10 protein-coding genes and 1 riboswitch are annotated in these 11,112 nt (G+C 70.0%); of the genes, 8 read left to right on the top strand and 2 right to left on the bottom strand.

Annotated elements, in window-relative coordinates; all coding sequences use genetic code 11:
• Nucleotides 1-152 precede the first annotated feature (152 nt).
• From ABH935_RS32685 to ABH935_RS32675, 3 genes are read left to right on the top strand one after another with little or no spacing between them, the layout of a single operon-like run.
• The gene (locus ABH935_RS32685; protein ID WP_370381804.1) at nt 153-1,436 is read left to right on the top strand and encodes a M1 family metallopeptidase; all 1,284 of its coding nucleotides are present in this window, start codon (nt 153-155) and stop codon (nt 1,434-1,436) included.
• A gap of 51 nt (nt 1,437-1,487) precedes the next feature.
• A complete protein-coding gene (locus ABH935_RS32680; protein ID WP_370381803.1) occupies nt 1,488-2,039 on the top strand; it encodes a T6SS immunity protein Tdi1 domain-containing protein in 552 nt (183 codons plus the stop codon).
• Nucleotides 2,040-2,087: 48 nt separating this feature from the next.
• Nucleotides 2,088-2,858 carry an SDR family oxidoreductase gene (locus ABH935_RS32675; RefSeq protein WP_370381802.1) on the top strand — a complete coding sequence of 257 codons (771 nt, stop codon included), beginning with the start codon at nt 2,088-2,090 and terminating at the stop codon, nt 2,856-2,858.
• Nucleotides 2,859-2,870: 12 nt separating this feature from the next.
• On the opposite strand, the gene ABH935_RS32670 is transcribed toward ABH935_RS32675, so the two are convergent.
• Nucleotides 2,871-4,523: an AMP-binding protein gene (locus tag ABH935_RS32670; protein WP_370381801.1), complete on the bottom strand. Its 1,653-nt coding sequence runs from the start codon at nt 4,521-4,523 to the stop codon at nt 2,871-2,873.
• Nucleotides 4,524-4,819: 296 nt separating this feature from the next.
• On the opposite strand from ABH935_RS32670, the gene ABH935_RS32665 reads away from it, so the two are divergent.
• Nucleotides 4,820-5,248, top strand: a complete 429-nt coding sequence (locus tag ABH935_RS32665) for a helix-turn-helix domain-containing protein (protein WP_370381800.1) — start codon at nt 4,820-4,822, stop codon at nt 5,246-5,248.
• 267 nt (nt 5,249-5,515) lie between these two features.
• The gene (gene rpe, locus ABH935_RS32660) at nt 5,516-6,190 is read left to right on the top strand and encodes a ribulose-phosphate 3-epimerase (protein ID WP_370381799.1); all 675 of its coding nucleotides are present in this window, start codon (nt 5,516-5,518) and stop codon (nt 6,188-6,190) included.
• Nucleotides 6,191-6,293: 103 nt separating this feature from the next.
• Here the strand turns inward: rpe and ABH935_RS32655 are convergent, their stop codons facing one another.
• On the bottom strand, nt 6,294-7,829 hold the full coding sequence (locus tag ABH935_RS32655) for a serine/threonine-protein kinase (RefSeq protein WP_370381798.1): 1,536 nt from the start codon (nt 7,827-7,829) through the stop codon (nt 6,294-6,296).
• Between the two features lie 216 nt (nt 7,830-8,045).
• Nucleotides 8,046-8,183: riboswitch (FMN riboswitch) on the top strand.
• Nucleotides 8,184-8,390: 207 nt separating this feature from the next.
• Here ABH935_RS32655 and ABH935_RS32650 point away from each other — a divergent pair.
• From ABH935_RS32650 to ABH935_RS32640, 3 genes are read left to right on the top strand one after another with little or no spacing between them, the layout of a single operon-like run.
• Nucleotides 8,391-9,095: a riboflavin synthase gene (locus tag ABH935_RS32650; protein WP_370381797.1), complete on the top strand. Its 705-nt coding sequence runs from the start codon at nt 8,391-8,393 to the stop codon at nt 9,093-9,095.
• Entirely contained in the window at nt 9,092-9,769 is a 678-nt protein-coding gene (pnuC, locus tag ABH935_RS32645; RefSeq protein ID WP_370381796.1) for a nicotinamide riboside transporter PnuC, read from the top strand. Before ABH935_RS32650 ends, pnuC begins: the two co-directional genes overlap by 4 nt.
• Nucleotides 9,766-11,082 carry a bifunctional 3,4-dihydroxy-2-butanone-4-phosphate synthase/GTP cyclohydrolase II gene (locus ABH935_RS32640; protein ID WP_370381795.1) on the top strand — a complete coding sequence of 439 codons (1,317 nt, stop codon included), beginning with the start codon at nt 9,766-9,768 and terminating at the stop codon, nt 11,080-11,082. Before pnuC ends, ABH935_RS32640 begins: the two co-directional genes overlap by 4 nt.
• Nucleotides 11,083-11,112 lie beyond the last annotated feature (30 nt).

The following is an 11,112-nucleotide window of genomic DNA, read 5'->3' as shown; positions in this document are numbered from 1 at the left end:
GCTTGTGGGCTCCATTGGGCGGAGCGGCGGCAGCGATGGTGGCGGCAGCGTGGATAGCGGCGCCGTTGGGGCCGCACCACTTGCCTCTGCCAACGCGTTCGGAGGGCCCTGCATTGGGGGCCGACGGCGGGGCGGCCATTAGCGCGAACCCTGTGGCGGTTCCGCAGAGCGGGGATCCTGTTGCACCTGATCAGGCTCGCTATACGGTCGCACTCAAGAGCGACGACACCGGGCACTCCTGGAGCGGGAACGAGACGATCTCGTTCGCGAACTCCGGGACCGTCCCCATTACGGAGTTCTGGATAAGGCTGTGGGGGAACGGTGACGCCGGCTGTAGCGCTACGCAGCCGGAACGCATTAGCAACCTGAGCGGCGCCTCTATAGCCGAGACAGAGCAGAAGTGCACAGCGTTCCGCATAGTGCTCGACAGTCCGTTGGCGCCTGGAGCGCGTACAGAGGTCGGGTTCGCGCTTGCTATAGACGTACCGGTACGGGCCGACCGGTTCGGAGTGAACGGCGTCGACACGTACCTGGGGAACGCTCTAGCGGTTCTGGCCGTAAAGGACGAACACGGCTGGGAACTGCCGCCGTACGTCGACTTCGGGGAGAGCTTCTATTCGCTGACCGCGGACTACGACGTCACTCTCGACCATCCAGCCACGTTGCAGGTTCCTTCAACAGGGGCGGTCGCGGAGGAGACTTCCGAGGGGAACCGGGTCATCACGCATATAACGGCACCCAAGGTGCGCGACTTCTCATGGTCGGCCGGCGCCTTCCACCACGCGAGCATGACCAGCGCTACCGGCGTGACGGTCGACGCGTACTGGCCGAACTCGGAGAGCGATTCGAACTGCCAGTCCTTGATGCACTATGCGGCCAGCGCTATAGACGCCTACTCAGCCCGCTACGGCGCCTATCCCTATCCACGGTTCTCGATCGTCTTCGACGAGTTCGGGTCGGCCTTCGACGGGATGGAGTACCCGAACTACGTCCTGGCCTCCGCCAACCAGGGGGCCGTCGCGCACGAGGTCGCGCATCAGTGGTGGTTCGCGCTGGTCGGGGACGACCAGTACCGGCATCCGTGGCTCGACGAGGCGTTCGCGGAGTACAGCGCGGAGGAGTTCCAGGGTGCCACGACGCCCGCGCACAACTGCGACTGGATCGCTCCTGACGAGCGCATGGACGCCGCCATGGACACCTATGAGAAGGCCGGCGACTACCTCTACCACGACGCCATCTACCACGAGGGCACGTGCATGCTGTTCGACCTGGAACACACCCTGGGCCGCGCCGCCATGGACCGGATGCTGCGCGGGTTGTTCACCAAGTTCGAGTACGGAGTCGAACGCCCGGCCGATGTGCGGGCGATGGCGCAGAGCGTGGCGGGACGGGACCTGTCCGCATTCTGGGTGAAGTGGCGTAACACCGGTGACTGACGGCGGGCGGGGGTAGTGTGCGGGCTCCCCGACCGTTGAGGAATTGGTGAGATGGTGAATTCGGGATTCTCCTTCGAGGCCCTTCAAGAGCGTATGCCGACCGAACCCGCACGCGGCCTGGCAGACCACGGCACCGGCGACTTCGCCGACGGGTTCCTGCAGTTCCTGGCGCCGGAAGCCCTCGACGACTCCCTGGCCGAATGGCTCGGCGGCTTCCAGCCGTCCCGCGTGCCGTTCGCGCGCACGGCCCTCGGCGATCTGCTCTATATACGCGATCTGAGGGAGCGAGCCGCCGCGCTCGGCCTGGACGCCGACGAGGTGGAGTCGGCTTACGACGTGTCCGTGGTCGACGTCCGCTACAAGAAGGTGAGCGTTCTGGCGTTCTCTTTCGCCGAGTTCACCGAAGGCGTGTCAGACCCTGAGTTCCTGGAGGAGGAACTGCGCAAGGACCTCTACGACGCCGCGGTGACCCGGCTCGGCCGCCCCGGCGCCGACGAGATCTTCACGTTCGTCCCGGTGCTCTCGTGCGGCGGCAGTGAAGACCCGGCGAACCTTGAGCGGGGCCAGGCGGACGTCGCGCTGTCGATCTTGTACCAGTCCTGAACCAAACCTCTTTGACCCGGCCGGCCGCCTTGACCAGACTCCTCGCTCATGACGCAACAGCAGCGGCCGGTCGCCGTGGTGACCGGAGTCGGCAGGCGCGCGGGGATCGGCGCGGCGATCGTGGACACGTTGGCGCGCGACGGATGGGATATCGGGTTCACCTACTGGCGTCCTTATGACGACCGCATGGACTGGGGACGCGACGAAGAGGCGCTCGCCGCCATCACCGCTGATGCCGAAGCGCACGGTGCGCGGGTACACGCGGTCGAGGCGGACTTGGCGGTCGTGGAGGCGGCTGGAGAGGTCTTCGTTAAGGTGCAGAGCGCTCTGGGCGGCGTCAGGGCTCTGGTGATGGCGCACTGCGAGTCGGTGGACTCCTCGATCCTCGACACCACGGTCGAGTCCTGGGACCGGCACTTCGCGGTCAACGCGCGGGCGTCGTGGCTGCTGGTCCGCGAGTTCGCCACGCGGTTCGCGCAGCCGCACGGCACCGGTCGGATCATCGCACTGACCAGTGGGGCGATCGTGCACAACGTGCCCTACGGAGCCAGCAAGGCCACGCTCGACCGGCTCATGGTGGCCGCCGCCGTGGAGCTGCGGGAGCTCGGCATCAGCGCCAACGCCGTCGATCCGGGGCCGACGCAGACCGGGTGGATGGACGACAATCTCGCCACCTACCTCAAGGAGCGCACTCCTTTGGGGCGCAACGGTGTTCCGGCGGACTGCGCGGAGCTGGTTTCGTTCCTGTGTTCGGAGCGCGGTGGCTGGGTGAACGGTCAGGTGATCAACAGCGATGGGGGTTTCAACGCAGCCCGGTGAAGCTCTGCGTAGTCACTTCAAGCCGAGGATCCCCACCGCCTGCTCCCGCATCTCCACCTTGCGCACCTTGCCGGTGACCGTCATGGGGAACCCGTCCACGATGTGCACATAGCGCGGGATCTTGTAGTGCGCGAGGCGCCCTTCGCAGAACGTGCGGACAGCCTCTGCGGTCAGCGGTTGTGCGCCGGGCCTTAGCCGGACCCAGGCCATCAGTTCCTCGCCGTACTTCTCGTCGGGGACGCCGATCACTTGGACGTCCTCTACGTCGGGATGCGTATAGAGGAACTCCTCCACCTCGCGCGGGTACACGTTCTCGCCGCCGCGGATCACCATGTCCTTGATGCGGCCGACGATGGCCACGTAGCCGTCGGCGTCCATCTGCGCGAGGTCGCCGGTGTGCATCCAGCCGTCGCTGTCGACGGCTTCCGCGGTGCGCTCGGGTTCGTCCCAGTAGCCGAGCATGACGCTGTAGCCACGGGTGCACAGTTCGCCGGGTTCGTCGTAGCCGAGGGTGGCGTCGGTGTCCGGGTCGACGATCTTGATCTCGACGTGCGGATGGACGCGGCCGACGGTGGCCACGCGGCGTTGGAGACTGTCGTCGCGGCGGGTCTGGGTGGAGACCGGAGAGGTCTCGGTCATGCCGTAGGCGATGGTCACGTCCGTCATGCCCATCTCGCCGATGACCCGCTTCATCACCTCGACGGGGCACGGGGAGCCGGCCATGACTCCGGTGCGCAGTGAGCTGAGGTTGTAGGCGTCTGGGGACTTCTCCAGGAGCGCCAACTCTGCGATGAACATAGTGGGGACGCCGTAGAGGACGGTGCAACGCTCTTCAGAGACCGCGCGCAGAGTGTCTGCAGGGTCGAACAGTTGCCCCGGGAGGACCATGCAGGAGCCGTGGCTGGTGGCTCCGAGGTTGCCCATCACCATTCCGAAGCAGTGGTAGAGGGGCACCGGGAGGCAGACACGGTCCTCGTGGGTCCACCCCTGGACTTCGGCGACCATATAGCCATTCCCCAGGACGTTGCGATGCGACAGTGTGGCGCCCTTGGGGAACCCTGTGGTGCCGGATGTGTACTGGATGTCCACGGGGTCGTCTGCGTGCAGGCGGGTTTCGCGTTCGGCGAGCGCCGTGGCGGGAACCGTCGTGCCGCGCTCTACGAAGGCGGTCCAGCCGGGCGTGCCGATGAAGACGACGTCCTGGAGCTCTGGGCAGTCCTCACGTACTGCGTTCACCATCGCGACGTAGTCGCTCGACTTCACTTGGGTGGCGGCGAACAGCAGGCTGGTGCCGGACTGCTTGAGGGTGAAGCGGATCTCGTGGTCCCGGTAGGCCGGGTTGAGGTTCACCAGGATCGCGCCGACCTTGGCCGCCGCGTACTGGACCAGAACCCATTCGGCGCAGTTCGGCGACCAGATCCCCACACGGTCGCCCTTGGCGACGCCGGCGGCGAGCAGGCCGCGCGCCAGCTCCGCGGTCGCGGCGTCGAACTCCGCGTACGTCCAGCGCCGGCCGGTCGCGCACTCCACCAGGGCCTCGCGCTCCGGGAACGTCGCGGCGATCCGCGTCAGGTTCACGCCGATGGTCTCATCGGGCAGGGACGGGGAGTCGGGGCCCTTGCGGTGCGCTTCGCCCCGGGTGCCAGCGTCGTCATTGCCGCTCATGCCGTCTCACCTGTGCTTCTCTAGAGGCCGACGTCAGGATTCGACACTAGTGGGCCGGTGGACCTTCGTCGATGGGCCGCGCTGAGGGGCGTTCTTCCGGGCAAAATCAGCGCCGTTCTCAGGGACGCTCTCAGGGGTTCGCGGTAGTCTCCGCCGCAACAACCGACGACGGCGGCGACGCGGTGCGGCGGTGACCGGTTCCCCGCCGCCGTGGCGGCAAAGCGTCAGGCGTGCCGGTCTCCTTCGCTGGTCGGCTGTGGTCGGATGATGAAGAGGTGTCTGCGATCGGAGGTGTGATGCGACAGGACGGAGGCTGGCTTCCCAGCCCTGAAGCGCGGCCCACCAGGGCTCTGGCGCTGCTGATCACCGGCCTGACCGACGACGCGGTGGCCCGCCGGCTGGCGGTGAGTCGCCGGACGGTGCAGCGCGCGGTGCGGGACCTGATGGACGCCGCGGGCGCCCGGACCCGGATGCAGCTCGGCCATCACGCGGCGTGCGTGGGTCTGCCGCTGCCTGATCTGCCGTCGGCGGCGGAGCCCCGGGACCAGCCGGCGCCGGCCGACCTGCGGCTGCTGGCGCTGCTGCTGGAGGACGCGCGGGTGGACCGCGTGCTCGGGGTCAGCCCGCGCAGCGTCGAGCGGGAGGTGCGGCGGCTGATGACGCTGGCCGGGGCGAAGAGCCGGGTGCAGCTGGGGTGGCTGGCGACGCGGTGGGGTTGGTTGTAGGCGCGGGTGGCGAGATGTGCCGGGCGCGGGGCGAGGTGGGGCGAGTGCTGACCGAGGCTGAGGGGCGGGGCGATCGCAGGCGGACTGCTCGCCGGCGCTGGCCGAGCGCGGGATGCGGGTCGACCGACCGGTCGGGCTGTCGCCGGCTGAGCGTGGGCGGCTGCGGGCTGTAGCGCAGGGGCTGAGCCCATCGGCATGATCGCGGCAGTGGCCGCCGTGTCATGATCCGCGACGGATCCCGGCTCGCGGATCTGCCAGACTTTCCCCATGAGCTCCGTCCAGATCTCCCCGTCCATCCTCTCCGCCGACTTCGCGCGCCTGGCCGACGAGGTCTCCGCGGTGCCGTCGGCCGACTGGATCCACGTCGACGTGATGGACAACCACTTCGTGCCGAACCTGACGCTGGGGCTGCCGGTCGTGGAGTCGCTGGCGAAGGCCTCGCCGCGGCCGCTGGACTGCCACCTGATGATCGCCGACCCGGACCGCTGGGCGCCGGGCTACGCCGAGGCGGGCGCGGGGAGCGTGACCTTCCACGTGGAGGCCGCGCACGCCCCGATCCGCCTGGCGCGCGCCATCCGCTCGGCGGGAGCCCGCGCCGGCATGGCGCTGAAGCCGGCGACGCCGGTCGAGCCCTACGAGGACCTGCTCCCGGAGCTGGACATGCTCCTGCTGATGACGGTCGAGCCGGGCTTCGGCGGCCAGAAGTTCCTGGACGTGGTGCTGCCGAAGATCCGCCGCGCGCGCCGGATGATCGACCGCCACGGCGGCTCGATCTGGCTGCAGATCGACGGCGGCGTCGCGGCCGACACGATCGAGCGCTGCGCCGAGGCCGGCGCGGACGTGTTCGTCGCCGGCTCGGCGGTGTACGGAGCGGAGGACCCGGACGCGGCGGTCCGGGCGCTGCGGGCTCAGGCTGAGGCGGCGGGGGCGCGGGTCGCCTGAGGCGGGCAACGGCAGGCGGCCGATCGCTGGGAGCTGATCCGGCGGCGGCGCTGTGGGCGGGTGCGGCGAGCGAGCGCGATATGTCGGTTGCCCGGCGCCAGCGCTACTGCGACGGCGCCGTGGCTTCTTCCACGGGGCGGACCAGGCAGAAGCTGACCGCGGACTGCTGCTCCACGTCGGCGCGGCCGGGGGCGTGGAGGCGCTTGCAGATCTCGGGGTCGGGGCGGTCTTCGCGGGCTGTCACCTTGCGGCCGTCGAGGTTGGCGGCGGCCTTTTGGGAGATCTTGGCGGTGATGTGGCCGGTGGCGTCGACCTTGACGAAGTCGCCGACTTTCACGTCGGTGACCGTGAAGGATGAGTGCTTGAGTGTCGCGGCCACGATGCCGCCGATCGTCGCCACGACCAGCAGGGACAGGATCAGGCCGCGGGGCCGGCGCGTTCGGCGGCGGGCGGGGGCTGCCGGGCCGTGTGGGCGTTGGCCGGTGGGGGTGGGGCGGCGGGTTTCCGCGATCGGGGGCTGTACGCGTCGGCGCTGGTCAGTGGCCTGCGATGGGCGCTTGGCGGGGCCGGTCGGGCGACGTGGGGGCATGGCGCCGTGTGCGCGCGGCGCGGTCGCTCCAGAACCAGAACCAGAACCAGAGCCGGCACCAGAGCCAGATGAGGTGCCCGGAGTGCGCGATCCAGTGTTGGCCTGACGGCGCTGGCCGGTCGAGCCCGAGCCCGAGCCGTTGATCGGCCGCCGCGCCACAACCGTCGGCGCGATGGCCGGTGCAACCGTCGGGGCAACAGTCGGCGCGACAGCCGTAGCCGCCGGCGGCACCTCCGGCGCCGTCAGCAGCCGCCGCGCCGCAGCGATCCCGAGGCGTGCCGCCGGGTCCTTCTCCAGCAGTCCGGTGATCAGCGGGGTCAACCGCCCCGCGCGCACCGGGGGCGGGGCCTCGTCCAGGATCACCGCGGTCAGGGTTCCGGTCGCGGTCTCGCGGTGGAAGGGGGAGAAGCCCTCGGCCGCCTGGAACAGCGTCACCCCCAGCGAGAACAGGTCGCTGATCGCGAGGCCTTCGGTTCCGCGCGCTCGCTCGGGCGCGATGTACTCGACCGAGCCCAGGAAGCTTCCGGCCGCCGTCAACGCAGTGTCCGTAGTGCCGATGGCGATGCCGAAGTCGGTGAGCAGCACGTGCCCGTCGTCGGCCAGCATCACGTTCGCCGGCTTCACGTCCCGGTGCACGATGCCCGCCGCGTGCGCTGCCTCCAGCGCGTCCAGCAGTGCGCCGGCGACCAGGGCGGCGTGCGCCACGGACAGTGGCCCGTACTCCTCGACGTGCTCCTCCAGTGTGTGGCCGGCGACCAGTTGCATCACCGTCCAGGGGGCGCCGTCCTCGACCACGACGTCGTGCACGGCCACCACGTTCGGGTGGTCGCGGAGGCGGGCCGCGTTGCGGGCTTCGCGCTCGGCGCGGCGGAGGCGCTCGTCGGCGTCGGGGCCGGGGGTGGCCGGGAGCCAGACCTCCTTCACCGCGACCTCGATGCGCAGGGCTTCGTCGGAGGCGCGCCAGACCCGGCCCATGCCTCCGGCACCCAGGCGTGCCAGCAGACGGTACCGGCCGCCGATCAGCCGGCCGGGCTCTGCCTGTCCAGCCATCCGCGTCCCCCCGCATCAATGGTTTGTGTCCGAGATCAGGCTACGTGCATATCTTCGCGGGCAGCCTACTGTCCGGGAAGTCAAAGCAGCGTCGGGACGTCCGGCTTCCCGACAAAACTAGAACGTGTTACATTCTGGGGCGAGAGTCGGGGTGACGCGCACCACGCTCGGGTGACCCGGGAATGAATCGCGTGGCACACTGGTTCGGAACGACGAACGCGTGCTCCGGGGTCGGTGAAATTCCGAACCGGCGGTGACAGTCCGCGAACCGCTCGTCCGCTTCGGCGAACGGGTGGCCGATCCGGTGGAATTCCGGGACCGACGGTTAAAGTCCGGATGGGAGGCTGCACGCGACGGGCGTGCCGCCTCGCTGTGTCCGCACAGCTTCCGGTGCGGACCACGTCCCGTCGCGGCGTTCGCGACGGCTGCCGCCGAGCTGGGCGGAGTATGCCGTGGCGCGCCGCCTCCCCTCACGCACCCCCTTTCCCGGAGTCCCGGGTTCGACCGCGTGCCGACCGGCACCGGCAAGAGGCGGATTGCGGATCTAAGAGGGAGCACACCGTGTTCACAGGCATCGTCGAAGAGCTCGGCCGCGTCGTCGCGCTGGACGTGGAAGGCGACTCCGCGCGGCTGCGCGTGGCCGGGCCGCTGGTCACCTCCGACGCCGAGCACGGCGCCTCCATCGCCGTCAACGGCGTGTGTCTGACCGTCATCGAGTCCGGGACCGAGGCCGCCGAGGCCGGGGAGTTCACCGCGGACGTGATGGCCGAGACCCTGGTCAAGTCCAACATCGGCGACCTCAGGCCCGGTGACCCGGTCAACCTGGAGCGCCCGATGAAGCTCGGCGCGCGCCTGGGCGGGCACCTGGTGCAGGGGCACGTCGACGGCGTCGGCACCGTGCTGGAGCGCATCCCGGGCGAGCACTGGGAGGTCGTCCGGGTCTCCCTGCCCTCCGCGCTGTCCCGCTACGTCGTCGACAAGGGCTCGATCACCGTGGACGGCATCTCGCTGACCGTGGTCGAGGCCGCCGCGGACTCCTTCACCGTCAGCCTGATCCCGACCACGCTGGAGCTGACCACGCTGGGCAGCAAGGGCCCCGGCGCCGCGGTGAACCTGGAGATCGACGTGATCGCCAAGTACACCGAGCGGCTGCTCGGCCTCGGCGACACCGCCGCCGACCAGCCCGACCAGCCCGACCAGCCCGACCAGCTCGGCCGCCCCGAGAGCCAGACCGCGGCGCCGACCATCGGCGGGCAGCGGGCGTGAACGGGGCCTTCCACTGGGCCAACCTGGTCGCCTTCCACCTCTTCGGGGAGACGGTCAAGTGGTCCGACCTCCTGGGCAACCTGCTCGGCCTGGCCACGGTGGCGCTCGCGTTGCGCCGCTCGATGTGGGCCTGGCCGGTGCAGATAGCCGGCTGCGTGCTGCTGTTCGGCGCCGACATATCGGCGCACCTCGGCGGCACCGCGGCGCGGCAGGTCGCGCTGGCGGTAATGGCTCTGTACGGCTGGTTCCGCTGGAGTTCGGTCCGCAGGAATGACCACGACATCACCATCCGATGGGCCGGCTGGCTGGAGCGCGCGCTCCTGGTCGCAGGGCTGGGTCTTGGGACCGTCGCGTTCGCTCTAGTGCTCAAGCACTACAACGCCTCGTGGGCGCCGTGGCCGGACGCCTACATCTTCATCGGCTCGCTGGTCGCCACCGTGGCCCAGGCCAAGGGCTACGTCGAGTTCTGGTTCGTCTGGATCGCCGTCGACATCGTCGGCGTCCCCCTGGCTTTCAACAACGGCCTGCCGGTGTCCGGTCTGGTCTACGTCTTCTATTTCGCGATCGTCGTCGCGGGCCTGCGCCAATGGATGATCAAGGCGCGCGCCGAGTCCCCCAGCTTGCGGCAGCCGGTCCCCGCTGCCGACACCCCTTTGAAGGAGGCCGTGATATGAGCGCCCCGGAAGTCGCTGAGCCCATCGTCCTGGACACCATCGAGCTGGACACCATCGAGCGCGCCCTGAAGGAGTTGGCCGCCGGCCGGCCCGTCGTCGTGGTCGACGACGAGGACCGGGAGAACGAGGGCGACCTCATCTTCGCCGCCTCGCTGGCCACCCCCGAGGTCGTCGGGTTCACCATCCGCTACTCCTCCGGCGTGATCTGCGTGCCGCTGCCCGCCGCCGACGCCGACCGGCTCAACCTGCCCCCGATGACCGCCGTCAACCAGGACCGCAAGGGCACCGCCTACACGGTCTCGGTGGACGCCCGCGACGGCGTGACCACCGGCATCTCGGCCGCCGACCGGGCGCACACCATCCGGACGCTGGCCGCCGCCGACACCACGGCCGACGACCTGACCCGCCCCGGCCACGTCTTCCCGCTGCGCGCGAAGGACGGCGGCGTGCTGGTCCGCGCCGGCCACACCGAGGCCGCCGTGGACCTGTGCCGGCTGGCCGGGCTGCCGCTGGCCGCCGGCATCTGCGAGGTCGTCGAGGACGACGGCTCGATGTCCCGGTTGCCGCAGCTCGCGAGGTTCGCCGAGGAGCACGACCTGGCGCTGATCTCCATCGCCGACCTGATCGCCTACCGCCGCCGCACCGAGAAGTCGGTCACCCGGGCCGCCGAGACCCGGCTGCCCACCGCCTTCGGCGAGTTCCGGGCCGTCGGCTACCGCTCGGACGTGGACGGCATCGAGCACGTCGCGCTGGTCAAGGGCGACCTCGGCGAGGGCGAGGACGTGCTGGTCCGGGTCCACTCCGAGTGCCTGACCGGGGACGTCTTCGGGTCCCGGCGCTGCGACTGCGGCCCGCAGCTGCACGCCGCGCTGCGCGCCGTGGACGTCGAGGGGCGCGGCGTCGTGCTCTACATGCGCGGCCACGAGGGCCGCGGCATCGGCCTGATGCACAAGCTGCGCGCCTACGAGCTGCAGGAGCGCGGCCACGACACCGTGGACGCGAACCTGGAGCTGGGCCTGCCGGCCGATGCCCGCGACTACGGCACCGGCGCGCAGATCCTGACCGACCTCGGAGTGCGCTCCATGCGGCTGCTGACCAACAACCCGGCCAAGCGCTCGGCGCTGGAGGGGTTCGGCCTGCGGGTGACCGGACGCGTCCCGCTGCCCGGCAACGTGACCGCCGACAACATCCGCTACCTGCGGACCAAGCGCGACCGGATGGGGCACGACCTGCCCGACCTGGAAGATGTGGACGGACTCGGCGGCCTGGACGCCGCCGACGCCGAAGCACTCGCCTCGGCCATCGTCGGCTGACACCCACCCGGCCGACCACCTCGCAAGATC

The organism is Catenulispora sp. GAS73 (assembly GCF_041262085.1).
Lineage (GTDB): Bacteria > Actinomycetota > Actinomycetes > Streptomycetales > Catenulisporaceae > Catenulispora.
The sequence above is the reverse complement of the archived record's forward strand: the minus strand, read 5'-3'. Positions and strand labels throughout refer to the sequence as shown.

Bases quoted from the DNA above. Each gene is read 5' to 3' on its own strand.
- ABH935_RS32675 (WP_370381802.1), top strand. From the start codon at position 2,088: ATGACGCAACAGCAGCGGCCGGTCGCCGTGGTGACCGGAGTCGGCAGG.
- ABH935_RS32680 (WP_370381803.1), top strand. From the start codon at position 1,488: ATGGTGAATTCGGGATTCTCCTTCGAGGCCCTTCAAGAGCGTATGCCG.
- rpe (WP_370381799.1), top strand. From the start codon at position 5,516: ATGAGCTCCGTCCAGATCTCCCCGTCCATCCTCTCCGCCGACTTCGCG.
- ABH935_RS32665 (WP_370381800.1), top strand. From the start codon at position 4,820: ATGCGACAGGACGGAGGCTGGCTTCCCAGCCCTGAAGCGCGGCCCACC.
- ABH935_RS32640 (WP_370381795.1), top strand. From the start codon at position 9,766: ATGAGCGCCCCGGAAGTCGCTGAGCCCATCGTCCTGGACACCATCGAG.
- ABH935_RS32655 (WP_370381798.1), bottom strand. From the start codon at position 7,829: ATGGCTGGACAGGCAGAGCCCGGCCGGCTGATCGGCGGCCGGTACCGT.
- ABH935_RS32670 (WP_370381801.1), bottom strand. From the start codon at position 4,523: ATGAGCGGCAATGACGACGCTGGCACCCGGGGCGAAGCGCACCGCAAG.